This is a genomic window from Streptomyces sp. NPDC057877, assembly GCF_042796855.1.
GTDB lineage: Bacteria > Actinomycetota > Actinomycetes > Streptomycetales > Streptomycetaceae > Streptomyces.
The window spans coordinates 344,479-366,614 of the sequence record NZ_JBHVMS010000007.1 but is presented as its reverse complement, the minus strand read 5'-3'; the positions used below and the strand labels follow the sequence as shown (position 1 = coordinate 366,614).

Annotated in this window: 23 protein-coding genes and 1 pseudogene; 8 read left to right on the top strand and 16 right to left on the bottom strand. The window is 72.2% G+C overall.

Annotation, left to right across the window (positions count from 1 at the left end; all coding sequences use genetic code 11):
* Nucleotides 1-9: 9 nt before the first annotated feature.
* Both ACFVQG_RS23210 and ACFVQG_RS23205 read right to left on the bottom strand, forming a co-directional pair.
* On the bottom strand, nucleotides 10-747 hold the full coding sequence (locus tag ACFVQG_RS23210; RefSeq protein WP_383386532.1) for a methionine ABC transporter permease: 738 nt from the start codon (nucleotides 745-747) through the stop codon (nucleotides 10-12).
* Nucleotides 744-1,778 carry a methionine ABC transporter ATP-binding protein gene (locus tag ACFVQG_RS23205; protein WP_383386529.1) on the bottom strand — a complete coding sequence of 345 codons (1,035 nt, stop codon included), beginning with the start codon at nucleotides 1,776-1,778 and terminating at the stop codon, nucleotides 744-746. The genes ACFVQG_RS23210 and ACFVQG_RS23205 overlap by 4 nt, the downstream gene beginning before the upstream one ends.
* 412 nt (nucleotides 1,779-2,190) lie before the next feature.
* Between ACFVQG_RS23205 and ACFVQG_RS23200 the strand changes: the two genes are divergently transcribed.
* Both ACFVQG_RS23200 and ACFVQG_RS23195 read left to right on the top strand, forming a co-directional pair.
* On the top strand, nucleotides 2,191-2,550 hold the full coding sequence (locus ACFVQG_RS23200; RefSeq protein WP_383386526.1) for a hypothetical protein: 360 nt from the start codon (nucleotides 2,191-2,193) through the stop codon (nucleotides 2,548-2,550).
* A gap of 1 nt (nucleotide 2,551) precedes the next feature.
* Nucleotides 2,552-2,980, top strand: coding sequence for a hypothetical protein (locus tag ACFVQG_RS23195; protein ID WP_383386523.1), 429 nt, complete (start codon nucleotides 2,552-2,554; stop codon nucleotides 2,978-2,980).
* Here ACFVQG_RS23195 and ACFVQG_RS23190 read toward each other — a convergent pair.
* The 3 genes from ACFVQG_RS23190 to ACFVQG_RS23180 form a co-directional block, all read right to left on the bottom strand.
* A complete protein-coding gene (locus tag ACFVQG_RS23190; protein ID WP_383386520.1) occupies nucleotides 2,977-3,471 on the bottom strand; it encodes a GNAT family N-acetyltransferase in 495 nt (164 codons plus the stop codon). The genes ACFVQG_RS23195 and ACFVQG_RS23190 overlap by 4 nt on opposite strands.
* 44 nt (nucleotides 3,472-3,515) lie before the next feature.
* Complete coding sequence (locus ACFVQG_RS23185; protein WP_383386518.1) at nucleotides 3,516-4,031, bottom strand: RNA polymerase sigma factor; 516 nt, start codon at nucleotides 4,029-4,031, stop codon at nucleotides 3,516-3,518.
* Between the two features lie 74 nt (nucleotides 4,032-4,105).
* Nucleotides 4,106-5,290, bottom strand: a complete 1,185-nt coding sequence (locus tag ACFVQG_RS23180; RefSeq protein ID WP_383386515.1) for a glycerophosphodiester phosphodiesterase — start codon at nucleotides 5,288-5,290, stop codon at nucleotides 4,106-4,108.
* A gap of 366 nt (nucleotides 5,291-5,656) precedes the next feature.
* Here ACFVQG_RS23180 and ACFVQG_RS23175 point away from each other — a divergent pair, with 366 nt between their 5' ends.
* Nucleotides 5,657-6,331, top strand: a complete 675-nt coding sequence (locus tag ACFVQG_RS23175) for a lysophospholipid acyltransferase family protein (protein ID WP_383386513.1) — start codon at nucleotides 5,657-5,659, stop codon at nucleotides 6,329-6,331.
* 85 nt (nucleotides 6,332-6,416) lie between these two features.
* On the opposite strand, the gene ACFVQG_RS23170 is transcribed toward ACFVQG_RS23175, so the two are convergent.
* The 11 genes from ACFVQG_RS23170 to ACFVQG_RS23120 all read right to left on the bottom strand — a co-directional run bounded on the left by ACFVQG_RS23170 (nucleotide 6,417) and on the right by ACFVQG_RS23120 (nucleotide 18,536).
* On the bottom strand, nucleotides 6,417-7,673 hold the full coding sequence (locus tag ACFVQG_RS23170; protein ID WP_383386511.1) for a sensor histidine kinase: 1,257 nt from the start codon (nucleotides 7,671-7,673) through the stop codon (nucleotides 6,417-6,419).
* Nucleotides 7,661-8,338: a response regulator transcription factor gene (locus ACFVQG_RS23165; protein WP_383386508.1), complete on the bottom strand. Its 678-nt coding sequence runs from the start codon at nucleotides 8,336-8,338 to the stop codon at nucleotides 7,661-7,663. Before ACFVQG_RS23165 ends, ACFVQG_RS23170 begins: the two co-directional genes overlap by 13 nt.
* Nucleotides 8,339-8,348: 10 nt before the next feature.
* A complete protein-coding gene (locus ACFVQG_RS23160; RefSeq protein WP_383386505.1) occupies nucleotides 8,349-9,311 on the bottom strand; it encodes a S1C family serine protease in 963 nt (320 codons plus the stop codon).
* Between the two features lie 223 nt (nucleotides 9,312-9,534).
* Nucleotides 9,535-10,485 carry a VWA domain-containing protein gene (locus ACFVQG_RS23155; protein WP_383386502.1) on the bottom strand — a complete coding sequence of 317 codons (951 nt, stop codon included), beginning with the start codon at nucleotides 10,483-10,485 and terminating at the stop codon, nucleotides 9,535-9,537.
* Nucleotides 10,482-11,402 (bottom strand): DUF58 domain-containing protein, encoded by a 921-nt coding sequence (locus ACFVQG_RS23150; protein WP_383386500.1) that lies wholly within the window; start codon nucleotides 11,400-11,402, stop codon nucleotides 10,482-10,484. Before ACFVQG_RS23150 ends, ACFVQG_RS23155 begins: the two co-directional genes overlap by 4 nt.
* On the bottom strand, nucleotides 11,399-12,376 hold the full coding sequence (locus ACFVQG_RS23145) for an AAA family ATPase (protein ID WP_383386497.1): 978 nt from the start codon (nucleotides 12,374-12,376) through the stop codon (nucleotides 11,399-11,401). Before ACFVQG_RS23145 ends, ACFVQG_RS23150 begins: the two co-directional genes overlap by 4 nt.
* Before the next feature lie 112 nt (nucleotides 12,377-12,488).
* Entirely contained in the window at nucleotides 12,489-14,036 is a 1,548-nt protein-coding gene (locus tag ACFVQG_RS23140) for an MFS transporter (RefSeq protein WP_383386495.1), read from the bottom strand.
* Nucleotides 14,033-14,584, bottom strand: a complete 552-nt coding sequence (locus tag ACFVQG_RS23135) for a TetR/AcrR family transcriptional regulator (RefSeq protein ID WP_383386492.1) — start codon at nucleotides 14,582-14,584, stop codon at nucleotides 14,033-14,035. Before ACFVQG_RS23135 ends, ACFVQG_RS23140 begins: the two co-directional genes overlap by 4 nt.
* Before the next feature lie 87 nt (nucleotides 14,585-14,671).
* Nucleotides 14,672-15,643, bottom strand: coding sequence for an aldo/keto reductase (locus ACFVQG_RS23130; RefSeq protein WP_383386490.1), 972 nt, complete (start codon nucleotides 15,641-15,643; stop codon nucleotides 14,672-14,674).
* Between the two features lie 150 nt (nucleotides 15,644-15,793).
* Entirely contained in the window at nucleotides 15,794-17,227 is a 1,434-nt protein-coding gene (gene argH, locus ACFVQG_RS23125) for an argininosuccinate lyase (protein WP_383386488.1), read from the bottom strand.
* Nucleotides 17,228-17,342: 115 nt separating this feature from the next.
* Nucleotides 17,343-18,536 carry an argininosuccinate synthase gene (locus ACFVQG_RS23120; RefSeq protein ID WP_383386485.1) on the bottom strand — a complete coding sequence of 398 codons (1,194 nt, stop codon included), beginning with the start codon at nucleotides 18,534-18,536 and terminating at the stop codon, nucleotides 17,343-17,345.
* 135 nt (nucleotides 18,537-18,671) lie between these two features.
* Between ACFVQG_RS23120 and ACFVQG_RS23115 the strand changes: the two genes are divergently transcribed.
* From ACFVQG_RS23115 to ACFVQG_RS23095, 5 genes and pseudogenes are all read left to right on the top strand, one after another.
* Complete coding sequence (locus ACFVQG_RS23115) at nucleotides 18,672-19,259, top strand: pyridoxamine 5'-phosphate oxidase family protein (RefSeq protein ID WP_383386483.1); 588 nt, start codon at nucleotides 18,672-18,674, stop codon at nucleotides 19,257-19,259.
* Between the two features lie 60 nt (nucleotides 19,260-19,319).
* Nucleotides 19,320-20,009 carry a L,D-transpeptidase gene (locus tag ACFVQG_RS23110; RefSeq protein ID WP_383386480.1) on the top strand — a complete coding sequence of 230 codons (690 nt, stop codon included), beginning with the start codon at nucleotides 19,320-19,322 and terminating at the stop codon, nucleotides 20,007-20,009.
* Nucleotides 20,010-20,082: 73 nt separating this feature from the next.
* A complete protein-coding gene (locus tag ACFVQG_RS23105) occupies nucleotides 20,083-20,382 on the top strand; it encodes a hypothetical protein (protein WP_383386478.1) in 300 nt (99 codons plus the stop codon).
* 74 nt (nucleotides 20,383-20,456) lie between these two features.
* A complete protein-coding gene (locus tag ACFVQG_RS23100) occupies nucleotides 20,457-21,839 on the top strand; it encodes a ferric reductase-like transmembrane domain-containing protein (protein WP_383386475.1) in 1,383 nt (460 codons plus the stop codon).
* A 60-nt stretch (nucleotides 21,840-21,899) separates the two neighbouring features.
* Nucleotides 21,900-22,136, top strand: a pseudogene (locus tag ACFVQG_RS23095) (FMN-binding protein); the annotation flags it as partial.

Below are 22,136 nucleotides of genomic sequence, written 5' to 3'. Positions count from 1 at the left end.
GGGTGGTGCTCAGGCGACCTTGCCGACGTCGGCCGCCGCGGGCTCCTTCGCCCTCAGCAGGCGCAGGGCCGGGGCCGGTCCGGAGCGGGCGCCCCGGCGATGCAGGGAGCGGGCGGCCCAGTCACCGGCGAACTGGATGACGGCGATGGCCACGGCGAGGACGGCCACGGTGATCCACATCAGGCCGGTCTCGAAGCGCTGGTAGCCGTAGCGGACGGCGAGGTCGCCGAGGCCGCCGCCGCCGACCGTGCCCGCCATGGCGGAGTAGCCGATGAGGGCGATGACCGTGGTCGTGGTGGAGGCGATCAGCGAGGGCAGCGCCTCGGGGACGAGGACCTTGCGGACGATGGTCCAGGTGTTGCCGCCCATCGCCTGGACGGCCTCGACGAGCCCCTGGTCCACTTCGCGGACGGCCGTCTCGACGAGGCGGGCGAAGAACGGGATGCCGCCGATGGCGAGCGGCACGATCGCGGCCTCGCTGCCGATGGTGGTGCCGGTGATCCAGCGGGTGAAGTTCATCAGCGCGACCATGAGGATGATGAACGGCATCGAGCGGCCGATGTTCACGATCTGCCCGATGACCTTGTTCACCACGGTGTTCTGCAGCAGTCCGCCACGGTCGGTGAGGACGAGCAGGACGCCGATGGGCAGTCCCGCGGCGACCGCGATCAGGGTGGACCAGCCGACCATGACCAGGGTCTCGGTGCCCGCCTGGGACAGCAGGGGCTGCATCTCGGACCAGTTCACTTGGCGCCTTCCTCGACCAGTACGGGCGCGTCGCCCACGACATCGATCTGGAGCCCCTGTTCGCGCAGGAAGCCGATCGGTACGACGTTGTCCTCGTAGCGGCCGGGCAGCTCCAGGCGCATCCGGCCGATCTGGAGGCCGCCGACGGTGTCGATGGCGGCGCCGAGGATCGATATGTCGATGTTGTAGGTGCGGGCCAGCTGGGAGATGACCGGCTGGCTGGCGGCCTCGCCGTGGAAGGTGACGTCGAGGACGGTGCGGTCGGCGCCGGTGGCCTCGCCGCCGACCGGGAAGAGCGCGGCGGCCAGCTCGGAGCCGGGGGTGGCGAGCAGCTCACTCACGGTGCCGGACTCGACGACGCGGCCCTTCTCCATCAGGGCGGCCGAGTCGCAGATGCTCTTGACGACGTCCATCTCGTGCGTGATGAGCAGGACGGTCAGACCGAGCTGGCGGTTGAGGTCGCGCAGCAGGGTCAGGATCGAGCGGGTGGTCTCGGGGTCGAGGGCGCTCGTGGCCTCGTCGGAGAGGAGCACCTCGGGGTCCCCGGCGAGGGCGCGGGCGATGCCGACGCGCTGCTTCTGGCCGCCGGAGAGCTGGGCCGGGTAGGCCTTCGCCTTGTCGGCGAGGCCGACCAGGTCGAGCAGCTCCAGCGCCTTGCGGGAACGTTCCTTCCCCGACTTGCCGAGGATCTCCAGCGGCAGCTCGACGTTGTCCTGGACGGTCCGCGAGGACAGCAGGTTGAAGTGCTGGAAGACCATGCCGATCCGGCTGCGCGCCTGCCGCAGCTCACGCCCGGCGCGCGGGCCGCGCCCGGCGAGCGCGGTGAGGTCCCGGCCGGCGACGGTCACGGTGCCGGAGGTGGGGTGTTCGAGGAGGTTGACGCAGCGGATGAGCGAGGACTTCCCGGCGCCGGACTGGCCGATGACGCCGTAGACCTCGCCTTCGCGGACGTGCAGGTCGACGCCGTCGAGGGCGGTGACCTCACGGCCGCGGGAGCGGTAGACCTTGGTGAGGCCCGAGGTGGTGATCACGTGGGTATCCGTCACTGTCGAGTACGCGGGCGTGGGTGTGCCCGGGTGCGGGTGCAAGGGGATGCCGTGGCAGAAGGCCTGAGTGCGCGCGGCGGCACGCTCCACGTACGGGATGGGCCGTACGGACATGCCGGGGCGGCGGCTCGCTTCGGGGCGCGAGGCTCAGGGGGTGGTGCGGGGGCCCTCTAGAAGGCGCACATTCGACACATACAACGAGCACCGGGCGTCATGGTCGCCTCGGTCGCAAGGGTGCGGCAGCTCGTCGTGGTCATGCGATCAGTAAAGCAGACGTATGGCACCGACCGGACATCGCAGTCCGGATGCTGGACGGACTGTGGCGGACGCCACGGACCCGGCGACCGCCCCCGGGGGCGGCGGCAGCGGGTGTTCAGGCCCGTAATAAGGTCACTGCATGCTTGTAGCCCTGACCGTGGTGACCGCCGTCGCCGCGCTGCTGCTCGCCGCCTGGTGCGGCTGGGCCGCCTACCGCGACCAGCCGACGAAGGACTGGCATTTCATCGGGATGGCCGTGGTCAGCGTGCTGGCGCTGGTCCAGCTGGTGGTCGGGACCGTGCAGCTGGCGCGGGGCGAGGAGCCGGAGCAGGGCACGGCCATCTTCGTGTCGTATCTGGTGGGGTCGTTCCTGTGCGTCCCGGCGGCCGGGTTCATGTCGCTGGCGGAGCGCACCCGGTGGGGCTCGGTGACGGTGGCCGCGGGCGGTGTGGTGCTGGCCGTGCTCCAGGTGCGGCTCTACGACATCTGGGGAGGCTGAGATGACCGCGGCACGGAGCGACGGCACGCGGCTGATCAGCGGGCCGGGGATGCTGCTGGTGTGGCTGTACGGGGTGATGGTGGTCGGCGCGGTGTCGCGCTCCGTCTACCAGATCGCCACCGAGTTCGACCGGGCCCCGCTCGCCTACTCGCTGTCGGCGCTGGCGGGGCTGGTCTACGGCTTCATCACCTACACACTGGTGCGCGGCGGGGAGACGGCCCGGCGGGCGGCGGTGGTGTGCTGCGCCGCCGAGCTGGTGGGCGTGCTGGTGGTCGGCACCTGGACCCTGGCCGACCCGTCCGCCTTCCCCGACGCCACCGTGTGGTCGGAGTACGGCATGGGCTACCTGTTCATCCCGGTGCTGCTGCCTGTCTCGGCCCTGTACTGGCTGCGCAGGGCGCGGTCCGGGGCGGCGGTCCAGGAAGCCTAGGCCGTCGCGGCGTAGGTGCCCTGCTTCTCCAGGACGATCATCGGTACCCCGTCGGCGCCCTGGGAGGTGCCCACCGCCTGGTAGCCGACCTTGCGGTACAGGTTGAGGTTGCTCTCGCTGCGGTGGCCGGTGTGGAGGCGGAACGTCACGGCACCGCGCTGTTCGGCGAGGGCGGACTCGGCGGCGCGCAGCAGGCGGGCGCCGATGCCGTGGCCCTGGAGGCGGGGGTGGACGCAGAGCTTGCCGATGGCGGCGGCGCCGTCCTCGGTGATGGTGCCGCGCACCGAGCCGACGACCTCGTCGCCGAGCCGGGCGACGAAGACGCAGTCCTCGGCGACCTCCGTACGTACGGAGTCGAGGGTCTGGACCAGCGGGTCGATGCGGTAGTTGCCGTACAGCGCGGCCTCGCTCTGGAAGCACAGGTACTGCAGCCTGAAGATCTGCTCGACGTCCTGGTCGGTCGCCTCGGAGATGGTCACGCTCATGCCCATGTGTGCACGCCTCCCGCTCACCTGTCGCCTGTTGTCCCTCACTCCTATCCCCGTGCTCCCCGCCCCGCAACCTCCGGTGTGAGCAATCGGCGCAGACATCCCAGGCATTTGGAGCGTTCCGGCCCAAGACTGCCCTGTGAGATACCCAACTCCCCCGCGATCTCCCGGTATGTGAGGTCTCTCGGGGAGAGCAGCGCCTCCAGCAGACCGGGGCAGCGGCCGGGGAGGCGGCGCACCGCGTCCCGCAGGGCGCGGCGGCGGGCGGCGGCGAGGGCGAGCTGCTCCGGGCCGTCCTCGCGGTCGGCGACGGGTTCGATCTCGTACGGCCGTTCGAGCCGGGTGGTACGGCGGCCTCGGCGCGCCTCGGAGCGGACGGCGCGGCGCAGCCAGCGCTCGGGGTCGGGCGGAGGGCCGTTCGTGTCGAGGCGCTCCAGGAGGCGGAGCCAGACCGCCTGTTCGAGGTCGCCCGCCTCGGTTCCGGCGGCCCCGGCCTCGGCGGACGCCTCCGCGGCGAGCAGGGCGAGCAGGGGGCGCCAGGTCGTGAGCAAGTCGTGCGTCATGTGCCACACGACAGGACCGCCCGGGCGAGGGTTGCCCGGGCGGCCGTGCTTACACCCGAACGGGGTGCGGGGACTCAGCCGTTGACGAAGTCCTCGCGGGCCAGCAGGCCGGTGTCCGGGTGGTCGGTGAAGACACCGTCGATCCCGGTGGCGAAGTAGGTCCGGTAGGCGGCGAACACGTCACCGTAGGCGTCCGCGTCGGTGCCCTTGCGGAAGTCGGCGGGCAGGAAGGGGTTCTCGTTGCGCACCGTCCAGGGGTGCAGCCTGAGGCCCACCTTGTGCGCGTCGGCGACCAGGGTCGTCGGCCGGGTGAGGCGTCCGGTGGCGTCCCTCGGGATGACCAGGTCGAGGGTGGGGCCGATGCCCTGCGCGTACGAGGCGATCTCCCGCAGCCCCGCGGGCTTGACCAGGTCCGCGACCGTGCGCGGGTCGCCGTTCTCGACGAAGTCGTACGGGCGGCTGGTGGGGCCGGACAGCAGCACCACGAGCGGGGTGTCGACCAGCTTGTTCAGGCGCTGGATGCTGGTCGGCTCGAAGGACTGGAGGATGACCGGCGAGTTGAAGCGGTCCTTGCGGTACTTGCGCAGCAGCTTCGCGACCCGCTCCTCCAGAGGCAGGCCCTGCCCCCGGAAGTAGGTGGGGTGCTTCAGCTCGGGGTAGATCCACACCTGCTTGCCGCGCCTGCGGCTCTGCTCGTCCTGCCAGCGCAGCACCTCCTCGAAGGTGGGGATCTCCCAGCGGCCGTCGTAGAGGGTGTTGTTCGGGCGGTTGGCCGGGATGCGTTCGACGGCGCGCAGGGTCTTCAGCTCGGCGAGCGTGAAGTCCTCGGTGAACCAGCCGGTGACGGGGACCCCGTCGAGCGTCTTGGTCCGCTTGCGGTCGGCGAACTCCGGGTGGTCCGCCACGTCCGTGGTGCCGCCGATCTCCGGCTCGTGGCGGCAGACGAGGTGACCGTCCCTGGTGACCACCAGGTCGCCCGCCTCGACGATGTCGGCGCCCATGTCCAGGGCCAGCTCGTACGCGCCGAAGGTGTGCTCGGGGCGGTAGCCGCTGGCGCCGCGGTGGGCGACGATCGTCGGCACGGGCAGGCTGCCCAGCCCGCCGCCGTGACCGCGCTGCCCGTCCGAGGCGGCTCTCGCCGTGCCGGACAGCCCGAGGACGGCTCCGCCCGCGCCGAGCACGGCGGCGCCCAGCAGGGCCCGCCGCCCCGTGGCCTGCTGTCCGTCCTGACCGCTGTGGTGCGACTCCTGGTTGGCCATGTGCCCCTCCTGCCGTGCGCCCGTTCGATGCGCGCCGATGGTAGGTGTGCCGTGATGACGGGCGGGAGACCCGCGCGGGAACACGGAGGTGACGCTGGATGTCGTGAGGGAGTGAAGAGGTGACGAACCGTCGGTTCGCCGGTCGCGGTGCCGGGTACCCGGACGGCGGTCCCCCGGGCGCGATGTCCGTCACATCGTGGCGTGCGGGTTACGAGCGGCGCCCGGCGCGGCACCGCAGGTAAAGCCGGGTCAACAGTGCGTAAGACATCGGTGAACCCAAGGCCCTCGATGTGCGCCGCGACCGGGCCGCGAGTATCGTCCTCACCTGCACAGACTCATATCGACCCCTTGACACCGGAGGGCCCGTTGTCCCGCTTCGCGCTCATCAAGGCAGTGCTCGGCCCGATCATGCGCCTGATGTTCCGCCCGAGGGTGGAGGGCCTGGAGCACATCCCGGGTGAGGGCCCGGTCATCCTCGCGGGCAACCACCTGACCTTCATCGACTCCATCGTCCTGCCGCTGGTCACCAAGCGGCAGGTGTTCTTCATCGGCAAGGACGAGTACGTCACCGGCAAGGGCCTCAAGGGGCGGCTGATGGCGTGGTTCTTCACCGGGGTCGGCATGATCCCCGTCGACCGGGACGGGGCCAGCGGTGGGGTCGCGGCGCTGATGACCGGGCGGCGGGTGCTGGAGGAGGGGCGGATGTTCGGCATCTACCCCGAGGGGACGCGCTCCCCCGACGGGCGGCTGTACCGGGGGCGGACCGGGATCGCCCGGCTGACGTTGATGACGGGGGCGCCGGTGGTGCCGTTCGCGATGATCGGCACGGACAAGTTGCAGCCGGGTGGGGCGGGGATGCCGCGGCCTGGGCGGGTGACGGTGCGGTTCGGTGAGCCGATGGAGTTCTCCCGGTATGACGGGATGGGGCGGGACCGGTATGTGCTGCGGGCGGTGACGGATTCTGTGATGGCCGAGGTCATGCGGTTGTCCGGGCAGGAGTACGTGGACATGTACGCGACCAAGGCGAAGAAGGCGGCGTAGGGCTCCGCCGGGTGACGGGGTGGGGGTGCGGGTTCTCCGCCGCATGCGGGTTTCGTTGTGGCTTGTCGCGCAGTTCCGCGCGCCCCTAGGTCGGCATGGGTCCGGCCGTCTCCGGAGGGCCGCCGTTTTTGTGGGACTCCCCTGGGGCCGGGAACCACAGGACGAACGTAGAGCCCTCGCCCACCCTTGAGAACAGGCGGACCTGGCCCCCGTGGGACTCCACTATCTGGCGGACGATCGCCAGGCCCAGTCCGGCGTGGCGGTCTCGGTTGCCGCTGCCCGGCCTGGCTCGCCAGAAGCGGTCGAAGACGCGGGTCTGGTCGTCGTCCAGGATGCCGGGGCCCTCATCGCGGACCGCCGTCCAGAGCCAGCCGCCGCTGCGGCCCGCGGTGACCGTGATGCGGGTGCCGGGTGGGGCCAGGCGTACGGCGTTGGAGAGCAGGTTGCCCACCGAGCGGCGCAGGGCGTCGTGGTCGCCGATGACGGTCAGGCCGGGGGTCAGTCGGCGCTGCAGGGTGAGGCCGCGTTCGGCGGCGAGGGGGGCGTACTCCTCGCAGGCCTCACCGGCCGCCGCCGCGAGGTCGACGTCGGCGTCCGCGAGCGCGGGCGCGCTGCGCCGGGCGGTGGCGAGCAGGTCCTCCACCAGTCGGGTCATGCGGGTGGTGGCCCGGTCGACGCCATGGGCCGCGGCGCGCCGCTCCGCCTCGTCGGAGTCCTCGGCGGTGAGCACGGCGTCGAGGTTGGCGCGGATGATGGCGAGCGGGCTGCGCAGTTCGTGGGAGGCGTCGTCGATGAGCTGGCGCTGGGCGCGGAAGGCCTCGTCGAGCCGGTCCAGCATGGAGTCGATGGTGTCGGCCAGCTCGCGCAGCTCGTCCTTGGGACCGGTGAGGCGGATGCGCTGGGAGAGGTCGGTGGCCTGAATGTCGGCGGCGGTACGGGAGATGGCGCGGACCGGGCGCAGGGCGCGGCCGGAGAGGATCCAGCCGATGACGGGGCTGGCGACGGCGAGGACCCCGAGCACGGCGTAGGAGAAGTTGCGCAGGTTGCCGAGCGTCTCGTAGTTGACGGCGGCCTCCACCTCCTGGAGCTTCACGACGTCGAACTCACCCATGTAGACGTTGTTGACGTACTTCTCCGCGCGGAACTCCTTGCTGACGGGGTGGGCCTCGCCGCTGCGTTCGACGGCGAGGTAGGTGGCGCCGAGGACGAGCGCGGTGAAGACGAAGAGCAGACCGGAGTACAGGACCGTCAGCCGGAAGCGGATGGTGTGGGTGAAGGCGGGCAGCCGGGGCCGGAGCCTGCTGACGAGGCTCATGCGGCTCATCGGTCTCACGAGTCGCATGGGGTCTCCTTCAGGCGGTAGCCCTGCCGTATCACCGTCTCGATCAGGGGCTCCTGCTCCCCGGTGATCTTGCGGCGCAGGGAGCCGACGGTGACCCGGACCGTGTTGGTGAACGGGTCGGCGTGCTCGTCCCAGACGTGTTCGAGGAGTTCCTCGGCCGGGACGACCCGGCCGGGGCGGGTCATCAGGTAGTGCAGCACGCCGAACTCCTTCGGGGTGAGCTGGAGTCGGCGGTCGCCGCGGTAGGCCTCGAAGCGGGCGGTGTCCAGGCGGAGTTCGCCGACCTCGAGCACGGCGGTGCCACCGTCCTCGCGGCGCAGCAGGGCGCGGATGCGGGCGAGGAGTTCGGGCAGGGCGAAGGGCTTGACGAGGTAGTCGTCGGCGCCCTCGTCCAGGCCGCGCACCCGGTCGGCGAGCCGGTCGCGGGCGGTGAGCATCAGGATGCGCGGGCCGCCCGGGGTGGCGCGGATGTCCCGGCAGACCGCGAAGCCGTCGCCGTCGGGGAGGTTGAGGTCCAGCAGGACGAGGTCGTAGTCGTTGACCGCGAGCTTCTCGGTCGCGGTGTCGACGTCGGGGGCGACGTCGACGGCGTAGCCCGCCCGGACCAGGCCGACCCTGAGGGCGACGACCAGGTCCTCCTCGTCCTCGACCACCAGCAGTCTCATGTACGGCCCCCTAACCGCCGTCGATGATCGTCTCCGCGGCGTCCAGCGCGTCGCCCACGGGTATCGCGAAGCCGATGCCGATGGAGCCGCCCCTTTGCTGGTCCAACGTCGCGATGGCCGTGTTGATGCCGATGACGCGGCCTTCGGTGTCGACCAGGGGTCCCCCGGAGTTGCCCGGGTTGATCGACGCGTCGGTCTGCACCGCGCGCCGCTGGCCGCCGCCGTCGCCGAGGCGGACCGGGCGGTCCAGGGCGCTGACGATCCCCGAGGTGACCGTACCGCTCAGACCGAGCGGTGAGCCGATCGCGAGCACAGAGTCCCCGACGGCGGGCCGGACGCCGGTGGCCAGTTCGGCGGCGTCCAGGCCGCGGGCGGTCTCCGGCTCCAGGACGGCGACGTCGCGGGCGGGGTCGTCGCCGATCACCTCGGCACGCAGCCGCCGCCCGTCCTGCAGCTCCAGCGTCACCTCGGAACTGCCCCGCACGACATGGGCGTTGGTGAGGACCCGGCCCCGTTCGTCGAAGACGAACCCCGATCCCTGTCCCTCGGCCGTCCGCACGGACACCACGCTGGGCAGCACCCGGGCGGCGACGGCCTCCAGGTCACCGCCCGCGTCCCGCGGTGTGGTGATGGCCGCCGGGTCCTGGTCCCCCCACGCCCCGGCCGCGTACCCGGCGAACCCGCCCGCGAGCACGGCGGCGAGCAGGGTGGCGGTGAGGGGCCGCGAGGGCTTCCCCTGGGCCGGGGCGGGGGTGACGACCGGGTTGCCGACAGGGTTGGTCGAGGCGGGGTGGTGCCGTGGGGCGGGTGGGGGCGCGGCGAGGAAGGCGGGGCCGCGTGGGGTGCCGAGGCCGGGGTGGGAGACGGGTTCGTCCAGCGGGCTCCCGGGCCCGGAGGGGTCCGTACGGCCGGGCGGCCGGGTGGGGACGGCTCCGTCGAGGGCCGGGGCCGCGGGATGGGTGTCTTCGGTCACGGGGTGCCTCCTTGGTCGGTGGAACCGGGGGCGGTGGACGGGCCGGTGACGGGTACCGCGGGTCGGGGCGGGGTCACCGCGGCCGTGCTCAGGGCAACCGGGTTCAGGGCAACCGAGTTCACGGCAGCCGGGTTCACGGCAACCGAGTTCGAGGCAGCCGGATACACGGCAACCGGGTTCAGGGCAACCGAGTTCACGGCAGCCGGGTTCAGGGCAGCCGAGTTCACGGCAACCGGGAGAACCACAGCAGCGACGTCGCGGCGGCGGCGAGCGCGGTGAGCAGGGCGGCGGCGACGAACCACTGCCAGATCTCGCGCTCCTCGGTGCGATGGCCCACGGAGCTGCCGATGTCGTCGTAGACGGCCTCGAGTTCCTTTCCGGTGGCCGCCTCGTGGTAGTCGCCGCCCGTGGCGGCGGCCAGGTCCTCCAGGGCGGGTCCGTCGACGGGGACCTGGACGGAGTTGCCGGAGGGCAGGTCGATGGTGCCGTCCTGGGTGCCGTAGGCGATCGTGGAGACCGGGATCCGGTCGGCGGCCACCTCCCTGGCCGCCGACTCCACCGGGCGGCCGGTGGTGTTGGAGCCGTCGGAGAGCAGCACGATGTGGGCGGGCGGCGGCTCGGTGTCGGCCTGTTCGTCGAGGGTGCGGATGGCGTCGCGGGCGGCCGTCACGGCGTCCCCGATGGCGGTGCCCGCGCCGGTCTGCAACCCCTCGATCGCGGCGCGCAGCAGCTCGCGGTCGGTGGTCGGCGGGACCGCGACCGTGGCGGTGCCGCTGAACGGGACGAGTCCGGCGTTGAACCGTTCGGGCAGCTGGTCCACGAAGGCGAGCGCGGCGGTGCGGGCGGCGGCGAACCGGGTCGGCTGGACGTCGGTCGCCTCCATCGACGCGGAGACGTCGAAGGCGACGACGACCGTGGCCCGTTCCCTGGGCACCTGGACCTCGGTGGTCGGCCGGGCGAAGCCCACGACCAGCAGGGCGAGCGTGCCGCAGAAGGCCGCCGCCGGTATGTGCCGCCGCCTGCCCGGCCGGGCGGGGGCGACCTTGTCCAGCAGGTCGAGGTTGGTGAACCGGACGGCGTAGCGACCGCGCCTGCGCTGGACCAGCACATAGGCGGCGACGAGTCCGGCGAGCGGGAGCAGGAGCGCCAGCCAGCCGGGGGAACGCAGACTCATGGTGCCCCCTTCGCGCCCGCCCGCCGCCGCTGGCCGGACACGTACCGGACGATGTCGCGCACCCAGTCCCGGTCGGTGCGCAGCTGGAGGTGGGCGGCGCCGGAGTGACGGATGGACTGCCGGATCAGGGCCCGCTGCTCCAGCGCGGCGGCGGCGTAGCGCTCGCGGAACCGGCGGGCGTGGGTGGGGATCTCACGGCGGCGGCCGGTCTCGGGGTCGACCACGGTGAGCAGCCCGACGTCGGGCAGTTCCAGCTCGCGCGGGTCGACGGTCTCGACGGCGAGGACCTGGTGGCGGCGGGTGGTGGTGCGCAGCGGCTGCTCCCAGCCGCTCTCCAGGAAGTCGGAGATGACGGCGACCATGCCGCGCGGCGGCAGCACCCGCAGGGCGTGCAGCGCGTCGGCGAGGCTCTGCTCCGGGACGCCCGGTTCCACCCGGGGCCGCTCCAGCGCGGCCCGCAGGATCGCCAGCAGCTGGCCCCGGCCACCGCGGGGCGGGATACGGCGGATCCCGTACGGGCCGGTGAGCTGGGCGCCGAGCCGGTTCCCGGCGCGCTCGGTGAGGAACGCGACCGCCGCCGCGGCACCCACGGCCAGGTCCCGCTTCTCCATCCGGGCGGTGCCGAAGTCCATGCTGGCGGAGGCGTCGAGGACGATCCAGGTGGTGAGTTCGCGGTCGGCGAGGGTGCGGCGGACGTGCGGGACGGTGGTGCGGGCGGTGGCGTTCCAGTCCATCCGGCGGACGTCGTCGCCGATGACGTAGGGACGGGTCTCGGAGACCTCGCTGCCGGGGCCGGGCAGGAGGGAGGGGTGGTCGCCCTGGAGGAGGCCGTCGGGGCGGCGGGTGAACAGCAACTCCAGGTGTTTCAGCGCCTGTTCGGGGGTGAGTTCGCGCAGGGAGGGGGTGCTGTCGCTCATGCGGCGCCCTCCTCGGTGGCCGCCTGGCGCGGGCTGATCAGGGGACGGGGTACGGCGGCGAGCACCTCGTCGACGATCGCGGCGGCACTGACCCCGTCGGCGAGCGCGTCGAAGGAGAGGACCAGCCGGTGGGCGAGGACCTCGTGGGCCAGGTCGTGCACGTCGTCGGGCAGGACGTAGCCGCGTCCGCGCAGCAGGGCGAGGGCGCGGGCGGCGGCCACCAGGCCGAGCGTGGCGCGCGGGCCCGCGCCGTGCGCCACCCGGCTGTCGGGACCCGCGAGTTCCCGGGTGGTGACGACGAGCCGTACGGCGTACTCGGCGACGGCGTGGTGCACGAACACCTCGTCGGCGGAGCGCTGGAGCGCCACGAGCCGCTCGGGGGTGAGGACGCGGCGCGGGCGGGGCGGGTCGACGCTCATCCGGTAGAGGATGGCGAGTTCCTCGGACTCGCTCGGCGCGGCGACGTCCACCTTGAGCAGGAAGCGGTCGCGCTGGGCCTCGGGGAGCTGGTAGACGCCCTCGGACTCGATCGGGTTCTGGGTGGCGAGGACGAGGAACGGCTCGGGGACGGGGAGGGTGGTGCCGCCGATGGAGACCTGGTGCTCGCCCATCACCTCGAGGAGCGCCGACTGCACCTTGGCGGGAGCGCGGTTGATCTCGTCGGCGAGGACGACATTGGCCATCACCGGGCCCGGTTCGATGTCGAAGGCCTCCTGGGAGGGGCGGTAGATCCGGGTGCCGGTGATGTCGGAGGGAACCAGGTCGGGGGTGAACTGGAGGCGCGCGAAGTGGCCGCCCGCGACATGCGCGAGCGTCTTCGCGGCCAGCGTCTTGGCGACGCCGGGCACGCCCTCCAGCAGGCAGTGGCCGCGGGCCAGGACCGCGGTGAACATGCGTTCCACCATGCGGTCCTGGCCGACGATGACCCGCTTGACCTCGAAGAGGGCCTCTTCGAGGAGTTTGCCCTCGGTCATGGGCGGTGGCTCCTTTGGTCGTCGGGGTGTGGAGCCAAGACCATCAGGCGGAGCCGAAAATGTACTTAAAGGGGGTGGCTGGGCCGGGGGGCCGAGTGCGGGTCGCCGGTGGCTAGTCGCGCAGTTCCCCGCGCCCCTGAGCGGCACTGTCCAGACGTTGGCCGCGAAGCAGCCACCATGCCGCCGCTGACGCTATGAGCAGGACCGTTGCCCCTACGCCCGCCGCCAGCGTCAGGCCGTCCACGAAGGACTGGCGGGCCGCGTCCAGCATCACCGCCGAGGTGTGCGCGGGCAGTTCCGTCGCCGCCTCCACCGCGCCGCCCAGGGATTCGTGGGCGGCGGCCGGGGTGCCCGTGGGGGCGGTGAAGCCCTTGTACACGCCCGTCACGATGGAGCCGAGCAGGGCGATGCCGAGGGCCGCGCCCAGTTCGTAGGCCGTCTCGGAGACCGCGGAGGCCGCGCCCGCCTGTTCCTTCGGTACGGCGGTCAGGATGACGTCGGCGGTGACGGTGAAGGAGAACCCGGCGCCGACGCCGACGACCAGCAGGGCGGCCCCGAGCAGCGGGTACCCGGTGTGCTGGTCGAGCAGGGTCAGCGCGGCCAGGGCCAGGCCGACCGCGGCGAGTCCGCCGGAGACCACGGCCCGTACCGAGAAGCGCCGGGCGGCGTGGCCCGCGACCAGCCCGGCCGCCACCGCGCCGACGGCGGCGGGGAGTTCGGCGAGGCCCGCCTCGAAGGGGCGCCTGCCCTGGACGAGTTGCAGGTACTGGGAGAGGAAGAACACCAGCCCGGACAGGCCGAGGATGGTCAGCAGGTCGGCGAGCACGGCCCCGCTGAAGCCGCGGTGCCGGAACAGCCGCATGTCCAGCAGCGGGGCGGGCAGGGTGAGCTGCCGCCGGACGAAGCCGTGGAGGGCGGCGGCGCCCAGCGCGCCCACCGCGAGCGGCTGCCACCCGGGCCCGTGGGCGGCGAGTTCCTTGACGGCGTAGACGACCGCGACCATGCCGACCAGCGACAGCAGGACGCCGCGCAGGTCCCAGGGGCCGGGGCTGGGGTCGCGGGACTCGGGGAGCAGTCTGGCGCCGACCAGGACCAGGACCGCCATCACGGGCAGGTTGATCAGGAAGACCGAGCCCCACCAGAAGTGCTCCAGGAGCAGGCCGCCCGCTATCGGGCCGACGGCGGTGCCCGCGGAGGCGGTGGCGCCCCAGATGCCGACGGCGAGGCTGCGCTCGCGCGGGTCGTGGAAGAGGTTGCGGATCAGGGCGAGCGTGGCGGGCATCAGGGTGGCGCCCGCGACGCCGAGGAGGGCCCGGGCCAGGATCATCAGCTCGGGGGTGGTGGCGTAGGCGTTGAGCACGGACACCGCGCCGAAGGCGGTGGCGCCGACGAGCAGGATCCGCTTGCGGCCGATCCGGTCGCCGAGGCTGCCCATGGAGACGAGCAGACCGGCGATCACGAACGAGTAGACGTCGCCGATCCACAGCAGTTGGGTGCCGGTCGGGTCGAGGTCCTCGCTGATGTACGGGGTGGCGAGGCCGAGGACGGTCGCGTCGACGGCCACCAGCAGCACGGCGAGCACGAGCACGGACAGCGCGAGCCAGCGGCCCGGGCGCCGCACCGCCTCGGCCGTGTCGACGTGCCGCATGGTGCTGGTCATGGTTCCTCTCTTCGGAGCGCTCCGCCGAGCAGCAGCTCGACGATCATGTGCTGGAAGTCCTTGGCGGCGACCCGGCCGTTCTGCGCGGCCCAGGCCGCGGAGCCGACGAGGCCGTAGAGCGCCTCGGTGAGCCAGGCGGGCGTGAGGTCGATGCGGAACTCGCCGCTCTGCTGGCCGCGCCGGAACAGCGCGGCGATCCTGGCGTCGAGGCGGGACCAGCCCTCGTGCTGTTCCTCGCCCTCGAACAGCTGGTTCTCGGTGACGAGGAACGCGAGCAGCCCGGCCGAGGGTTCGATCTCCCGCACCAGCCGCCGTACGGCGTCACTGGCGCTGCCTCCGTCCAGCCGGGCCGAGTCCAGGGCGGCCTCGCACTCGGCGATGCCCAGCGCCTCCAGCGCGCGGACCAGGGCGTCCCGCCCGGCGAAGTGCCGGTGCAGGGTGGCGCGGCTGATCCCGGCGGCCTTGGCAACCTCGTCCATGGTCGCGGTGGCTTTGTGGGTCAGCAGCGCTGCGGCGGTGCGCAGTACGTGGTCACGATCGACAGCCATGAGACAACCATAGACCATATGAGACGTGCATGTCTCATGCTGGGCATACGTGACTCACGGATCGTGGGTCAGTCACTCGGGTGAGTCTCAGTGCCAGGGCAGCTGTCCGCGCCGCTCCCAGTACACCCGCGGCTCCTCCGCCAGCGTGGCGAGCAGGGCGAGCTGGTCCTCGTCGAGGTCGACGACCGGCGCGTGCAGGTTGGAGGCGAGCTGGCTGACGGTCGCGGCGCCGGAGAGGACGACACCGGCCCAGGGCTGCCGCAGGATCAGCGCGAGCGCTACGGCGTCACAGCCGAGGGTGGTCTCCTCGGCCACCGACACCAGGGCGGAGGGGGCGTTCTCCCCGGCGAGCCGTCCGTTGGCCATGCCCTCCTTGACGATCACCGTGAGCCCGGCGTCACGCGCCTCGGCGAGCGCGGGGGCGGCCGAGGTCTCCAGGGCGTTGTAGGTGGACTGGACGGTACGGAAGAGGGGCTCGCCGTCGACCGTCACCTCCAGCGCGGCACGGATCGCGTCGGCCTGCGCCGGGCCGCTGGTGGAGAAGCCGACGGTCAGCCCCGCGGCGGCGGCCTCGGCGAGCCGGGCGTGCAGTTCCTTGTCGGTGAGGGCTGGGCTGTCCGGGGTCACCGAGTGGATCTGGTAGAGGTCGAGCCGGTCGCCGAGCAGTTCCACGCTCTCCGCGCGCTGTCGCTCGTACGCCGCCAGGCTGTGGTCCTTGACCTCGTGGCGCTCGGCGTCGGTGGACCAGTCGGCGGTGTAGGTGTAGCCCCATTTGCTGCCGATGACGACGTCGTCGACGTCGGGGCGGGTGCTCAGCCAGTCGGCGAGGAACTCCTCGGAGAGACCGTAGGAGCGGGCGGCGTCGTAGTAGCGCACGCCCTGCGCGTAGGCGGCGTCCAGGAGGTCGTGGGTGCGGGTGCGCAGCGTCTCGACGCTGCGGTCCTCTCCGAGGTCGTGGTCGCGGCCGAGGTTGATGTAGCCCGGGCGGCCGACGGCGGCGAGACCGAGGCCGATGTGGCAGGTCGGGGTCGTGGCTGTGGCCAGTCGGGCGAAGGGCATCGCGGGCTCCGTTCGGTCGCTGCGGTGAGGCGTGCGACCAAAGTAACCCGCGATGACCGTCGCTTCAGGGCTCGGCTGGCGCGGTGCGTGGGCGAGTGCGGGAGCGTCGTGGGTTGTCGCGCGGTTCCCCGCGCCCCCGGGGCGCCGCCCTCAAGGGCGCTTCTTCGCGTCCGCCCACGCGTGCTGCGCCGCCACGTCCGTCCTGACCTCCGCCAGTTGTACGGCGACCGCGCTCGGCGCCGTACCGCCCCTGCCGTCGCGTGAGGCCAGGGCGCCCGGGACGTTGAGGACCGTGCGGACCTCGGGGGTGAGGTGGGCGGAGATCTTCGCGAACTGTTCGTCGGTGAGGCCGTCCAGCTCCTTGCCCTCGGCCTCGGCGACCTTGACGCACTCCCCGGCGACCTCGTGCGCGACGCGGAACGGGACGCCCTGCTTGACCAGCCACTCGGCGATGTCGGTGGCCAGGGAGAACCCGGCCGGGGCCAGTTCCTCCATCCGCTCGCGGTGGACGGTGAGGGTGGCCATCATGCCGGTGAAGGCGGGGAGCAGGACCTCCAGCTGGTCGATGGAGTCGAAGACCGGCTCCTTGTCCTCCTGGAGGTCGCGGTTGTAGGCGAGGGGCAGCGCCTTGAGCGTGGCCATCAGGCCCGTCAGGTTGCCGATGAGGCGGCCGGACTTGCCGCGCGCCAGCTCCGCGATGTCCGGGTTCTTCTTCTGCGGCATGATCGACGAGCCGGTGGAGAAGGCGTCGTGCAGGGTCACGAAGGAGAACTCCTTCGTGTTCCAGATGATGACCTCCTCGGCGATCCGGGAGATGTTCACCCCGATCATCGCGGTGATGAAGGCGAACTCGGCGACGAAGTCACGGGAGGCCGTGCCGTCGATGGAGTTGGCGGCGGAGCCGTGCTCGAAGCCGAGGTCGCGGGCGACCGCCTCCGGGTCGAGGCCGAGGGAGGAACCGGCCAGGGCACCCGAGCCGTACGGCGAGACGGCCGTGCGCTCGTCCCACTGGCGCAGCCGCTCGGCGTCCCGGGTGAGGGACTGCACATGGGCGAGGACGTGGTGGGCGAAAAGCACCGGCTGGGCGTGCTGGAGGTGGGTGCGGCCGGGCATCGCCACGTCCGGGTGGGCCTCGGCCAGGCCGATCAGGGCGTCCTGGAGGTCGGCGACCAGACCGCCGATGACACGGGCGTGGTCCCGCAGGTACATCCGGAAGAGGGTGGCGACCTGGTCGTTCCGGGAGCGGCCCGCGCGCAGCTTGCCGCCGAGGTCGGGTCCGAGGCGCTCCAGCAGGCCGCGCTCCAGGGCGGTGTGCACGTCCTCGTCCGCGATCGTGCCCACGAAGGCGCCAGACGCCACGTCCGCCTCGAGCTGGTCGAGCCCGGCGATCATCCGGGTCAGCTCGTCCTCGGTGAGCAGCCCCGCCGTGTGCAGCACGCGCGCGTGGGCACGCGATCCGGCGATGTCGTAGGGCGCGAGCCGCCAGTCGAAGTGGACGGACGCGGACAGCTTGGCCAGGGCCTCGGCGGGACCGTCGGCGAAACGGCCGCCCCAGAGCCGTACGTCACCGCTGTTGCTGCTCACTTGCGTTGCTCCTCGGAAGATGGCGATGTGCGACAGATGCCGATGTGCGACCGCCTCCCCACGGCGAGTGAGGAGGCGGCTGTCAGGCTAGTGCGTGTGAGAGGGCGTCAGCCGCTCACGCCAGGTCCCGCTTGGCGGCGATCTTCGACGACAGGCTGTAGATGTCGATGAAGCCCTTGGCCGCGGCCTGGTCGAAGCTGTCGCCGGTGTCGTAGGTGGCGAGGTTGAAGTCGTACAGCGACGACTCCGAGCGGCGGCCGGTGACGACGGCGCGACCGCCGTGCAGGGTCATCCGGATGTCGCCGTTGACGTGCTGGTTGGCCTCGGCGATGAAGCCGTCCAGGGCGCGCTTGAGCGGGGAGAACCACAGGCCGTCGTAGACCAGCTCGCTCCAGCGCTGCTCGACGCCGCGCTTGTAGCGGGCGAGTTCGCGCTCGACGGTGACGTTCTCCAGCTCCTGGTGGGCGGTGATCAGGGCGATCGCGCCGGGGGCCTCGTAGACCTCGCGGGACTTGATGCCGACGAGGCGGTCCTCGACCATGTCGATGCGGCCGATGCCCTGGGCGCCCGCGCGCTCGTTGAGCTGCTGGATGGCCTGCAGGACGGTGACGGGCTTGCCGTCGATGGCGACCGGGACGCCCTCCTTGAAGGTGATGATCACCTCGTCGGGCTCGCGGGCGGCGGCCGGGTTCTGGGTGTACTCGTAGATGTCCTCGATCGGGGCGTTCCAGATGTCCTCGAGGAAGCCGGTCTCGATGGCGCGGCCGAAGACGTTCTGGTCGATGGAGTACGGCGACTTCTTGGTGGTCGCGATCGGCAGGCCCTTCTCCTCGCAGAAGGCGATGGCCTTGTCCCGGGTCATGGCGTAGTCGCGGACCGGGGCGATGCACTTCAGGCCGGGGGCGAGGGCGACGATGCCCGCCTCGAAGCGGACCTGGTCGTTGCCCTTGCCGGTGCAGCCGTGCGCGACGGTGTCGGCGCCGTGCTTCTGGGCGGCGGCGACGAGGTGCTTGACGATGGTGGGCCGGGAGAGGGCGGAGACCAGCGGGTAGCGGTCCATGTAGAGCGCGTTGGCCTTGATCGCGGGGAGGCAGTACTCCTCGGCGAACTCGTCCTTGGCGTCGGCGACCTCGGCCTCGACGGCCCCGCAGGCGAGCGCGCGCTTGCGGATGACGTCCAGGTCCTCGCCACCCTGGCCGACGTCCACGGCAACGGCGATGACCTCGGCGCCGGTCTCCTCGGCGATCCAGCCGATGGCGACGGAGGTGTCCAGACCGCCGGAATAGGCGAGTACGACGCGCTCGGTCACGGGGTTTCTCCTCACACTGCATTCGCTGACATGCATGAGTATGCAGTACCCCGCATGATTCGTCAATCAGCCCCCTGCCTCCAGGGGGAAATATTTCTTTAGACAAACAAATCAAGTAGCTGGATAATGCTCCGCATGGGAAAGACTCATGAGCGCATAGCAGGCAGGCTCCGGGCCTTCATCGAGGAGCAGCCGCTCTTCTTCACCGCGACCGCCCCGCTCTCCGGCGACGGCACGGTCAACCTCTCCCCCAAGGGACTCAAGGGTTCCCTCGTCGTGCTCGACGACCGCACCGTCGCCTATCTGGACTTCGCGGGCTCCACCTCCGAGACGGTCGCCCATCTGCGCGAGAACGGCCGGATCACGCTGATGTGGTGCGCCTTCCAGGGGCCGCCGAACATCGTCCGCGTCCACGGGCGCGGCGAGCCGGTCTTCCTGGACGACCCGCGCTTCGGCGACCTCCTCGCCCGCTTCCCCGACATCGACCCGGACTCGCACGGCCTGCGCGCGATCATCCTCGTCACCGCCGACCACATCCGCGACAGCTGCGGCTACGCGGTGCCCTTCATGGCGTACGAGAGCGAGCGCGACCTGCATGCCAGGCGCTTCGCCCGCGAGGACGACGCCTCGCTGAGCGAGTACTTCGCCAAGAAGGAGCACATCGCCACCAGCATCGACGGCCTGCCCGGGCTGCCCCTGCCGCTCCCGCCCCGGAGCGGTTGAGCGACCCCGTCCGGAGCAGCCGGGCTGGCGGCGCGACCACCGCCCGCTAGCGTCGGTGCCATGCGCACCGCTGCCGTCGTGGCCCTCGTGTTCCTGCTGACCGGCGCCGCCCCCGCCGACCCGGGCACGCTGCCCGACCGGATGGCGGACACCGGCGGCGGCCGTCAGCTGATCACCGCCGTGGCACCGGAGCCGGGCTCCACGACGGGCACGGTCACCTGGTGGGACCTGACCGACGGCCGCTGGGTGCGCACCGGTTCGGCACCGGCCCGCTTCGGCGCGAACGGCCTGGCCGAGGGCCGCTCCCGGCACCAGGGCACGCACACCACCCCGACCGGCCTGTACGACCTCCCGTACGCCTTCGGCATCAAGAAGGCGCCGCCCGGGACGACGTACCCCTACCGGCCCGTACGCCAGCACTCCTGGTGGTGCCAGGACAACGACTCCCCCGCCTACAACCGCTGGGCCGAACCCCGCCCGGCCCACTGCCGCCCCACCGAGGCCGAGCACCTCGTCTCCTACGGCACCCAGTACGCGCACGCCCTCGTCATCGGCTTCAACTACCGCCACCCGGTGCGCGGCCGGGGCGCCGGGATCTTCCTGCACGTCAACGGGCGCGGGGCGACGGCGGGGTGTGTGTCGGTGCCCGCAGACGCGATGCGGCGGATTCTCGCGTGGGCGGATCCGGCGGGGCGTCCGCACATCGCCATCGGGACGGAGAGCGGGCCGACCGCCGTCGTCCGCTACTGAGAGGGCACCGTGCTGTGCCTGCTTGCTGGCGGGTCAGGCCCTGCGTGACTGGACGCGGCAGGAGAGCGTCCGGGTGACCCGGTCCCTTCGGTACGCCGCCGTGTGCGGTGTGTCGGGGGTGACGCTGGCCGCCGTCGCGGTGGTGGTCGTCTGGACGGCGACGGCCGCGCCGCCGGACCGTCTCGTGCGGGTGGTGACCACCAGCGGGGAGCGGTGCGGGGAGTTCCTGGGCTCGGGGCCGGGCGGGGTGGTGCTGCGCACCGGCGGCGAGGAGCGGGCGGTGCGGCCCGGATCCACGGTGACGTCGGTGGTGCCGGTCTCCCCGCCTGCCCGTAGCCAGGCCGTTCGCGGCACACGGCGGCGGGCGGGCTGAACGCACGGCCCGCCCCGCACGTATCTCTGGGCCGAGGGACCACGACACACCCTTTCCCCCGCCCCGGAGGAACAGTGACCAGCACGCTCGCCAGCGGCCGGGCCGCCCGGCGTCAGACGATGCGCCGTATTCGCCCGCGCCGGAACCCCGCCGTCCCGTTGCTGCTCGGCCTGTGGGCGGGGGCGGCCGGGGTGTTGTGGCTGTGGTGGCAGAACACCCCGTCCGTCGCCGACCGGACGGGGCAGGTTCTGGGCGCGGGGCGGATCACCGGGCTGCTCGCCGGGTATCTGATGGCGCTGGTGGTGCTCCAGATGGCGCGGGTGCCCGCGCTGGAGCGGCGGGTGGGCTCGGACCGGGTGGCCCGCTGGCACGCGATGACCGGGCGCTACACGCTGTGCCTGGTCATCGCCCATGTCTTCCTCATCACCTGGGGGTACGCCCTGCAGGCGGGCCGGGACCTCGGCTATCTCGTGCAGCAGTTCGTCAGCCTGGTGACCGAGCTGCCGGACGTGGGCAAGGCGGGCATCGGGACCGGTCTGCTGCTGTTCATCGGGCTGGTGTCGATCGGCGGCATCCGGCGCAGGCTGCCGTACGACGCCTGGTACCACATCCATGTCCTGATGTACGTGGCGGTGTTCCTGACGTTCTGGCACCAGATCGCCGCCGGGCACGAGTTCGCCGTGGAGCCGCTGGCGAAGACCTTCTGGTACGGCCTGTACGGCACCGTCACCGCGCTGGTGCTCTGGTACCGGGTCGTCACCCCGATCCGGCTCAACGTGCGGCACCGGATGCGGGTCGAGGCGGTGATCGAGGAGACGCCGGGGATCGTGTCGGTGCTCATCGGCGGGCGCAAGCTGCACCGGATGGGCGCGGAGGCGGGGCACTTCTTCCGGTGGCGGTTCCTCGCGCCGGGCATGCGGTTCAGCTCCCACCCGTACTCGCTGTCGGCGGCGCCCCGCCCGGGCATGCTGCGGATCACCGTCAAGGCGATCGGCGACCACAGCTCCCGGCTGCGGGAGCTGGAGCCCGGCACCAAGGTCTGGGCCGAGGGCCCCTACGGCGCCCTGACCGCCGCCCGGCGCAGCCGCGGCAAGGTGCTGCTGGTCGCGGGCGGCGTCGGCATCACGCCCATGCGGGCGCTGTTCGAGACGCTGCCGGGCGCCTCCGGTGACCTGACGCTGCTGTACCGGGCCAACAGCACCCAGGACCTGGCCCTGTGGGACGAGTTGGCCGCGATCGCCGACGAGCGGGGGGCCAGGCTGATGTACGCGGTCAACAGCCCGGACGGGGCGCGCCCGGACATCTCCGCGGAGTCGCTGCGCCGGAAGGTCCCGGACATCGAACGCCACGACGTCTTCCTGTGCGGGCCGCCCGGCTTCGCGCAGTCGGTGTACGAGGCGCTGCGCGGCGCGGGTGTTCCGGCCCGCCGCATCCATCACGAGTCGTTCGAGATGTGAGCGACGCCGCCTCACCCACACCTGCCGCCCACGTCCTTCGCGAATCAGGAGCCCCGCAAGATGAGGAAGAGTCACCCGCTCCGGCGGATCGTGCTCACCACCGCCGCCACCGTGTCCGGGATCGTGCTGCTGCTGTCGCTGAAGCCGGGCAGCGACCCGGGCTCCCCGGCGGCGGTGGGCGGCGCGGCACCGCAGCGGACCGCGGCGGGCCAGTCCCCGGACGGCGGCACGCTCACCGGGAGCGTGGTGCAGACGCAGTACGGGCCGGTGCAGGTCCGCATCACCGTCGAAGGCGGC

Bases quoted from the DNA above. Each gene is read 5' to 3' on its own strand.
- ACFVQG_RS23135 (WP_383386492.1), bottom strand. From the start codon at position 14,584: ATGGCTGTCGATCGTGACCACGTACTGCGCACCGCCGCAGCGCTGCTG.
- ACFVQG_RS23140 (WP_383386495.1), bottom strand. From the start codon at position 14,036: ATGACCAGCACCATGCGGCACGTCGACACGGCCGAGGCGGTGCGGCGC.
- ACFVQG_RS23165 (WP_383386508.1), bottom strand. From the start codon at position 8,338: ATGAGACTGCTGGTGGTCGAGGACGAGGAGGACCTGGTCGTCGCCCTC.
- ACFVQG_RS23200 (WP_383386526.1), top strand. From the start codon at position 2,191: ATGCTTGTAGCCCTGACCGTGGTGACCGCCGTCGCCGCGCTGCTGCTC.
- ACFVQG_RS23185 (WP_383386518.1), bottom strand. From the start codon at position 4,031: ATGACGCACGACTTGCTCACGACCTGGCGCCCCCTGCTCGCCCTGCTC.
- ACFVQG_RS23155 (WP_383386502.1), bottom strand. From the start codon at position 10,485: ATGAGTCTGCGTTCCCCCGGCTGGCTGGCGCTCCTGCTCCCGCTCGCC.
- ACFVQG_RS23115 (WP_383386483.1), top strand. From the start codon at position 18,672: ATGGGAAAGACTCATGAGCGCATAGCAGGCAGGCTCCGGGCCTTCATC.
- ACFVQG_RS23145 (WP_383386497.1), bottom strand. From the start codon at position 12,376: ATGACCGAGGGCAAACTCCTCGAAGAGGCCCTCTTCGAGGTCAAGCGG.
- ACFVQG_RS23170 (WP_383386511.1), bottom strand. From the start codon at position 7,673: ATGCGACTCGTGAGACCGATGAGCCGCATGAGCCTCGTCAGCAGGCTC.
- ACFVQG_RS23150 (WP_383386500.1), bottom strand. From the start codon at position 11,402: ATGAGCGACAGCACCCCCTCCCTGCGCGAACTCACCCCCGAACAGGCG.
- ACFVQG_RS23130 (WP_383386490.1), bottom strand. From the start codon at position 15,643: ATGCCCTTCGCCCGACTGGCCACAGCCACGACCCCGACCTGCCACATC.
- ACFVQG_RS23180 (WP_383386515.1), bottom strand. From the start codon at position 5,290: ATGGCCAACCAGGAGTCGCACCACAGCGGTCAGGACGGACAGCAGGCC.
- ACFVQG_RS23195 (WP_383386523.1), top strand. From the start codon at position 2,552: ATGACCGCGGCACGGAGCGACGGCACGCGGCTGATCAGCGGGCCGGGG.
- ACFVQG_RS23190 (WP_383386520.1), bottom strand. From the start codon at position 3,471: ATGGGCATGAGCGTGACCATCTCCGAGGCGACCGACCAGGACGTCGAG.
- ACFVQG_RS23110 (WP_383386480.1), top strand. From the start codon at position 19,320: ATGCGCACCGCTGCCGTCGTGGCCCTCGTGTTCCTGCTGACCGGCGCC.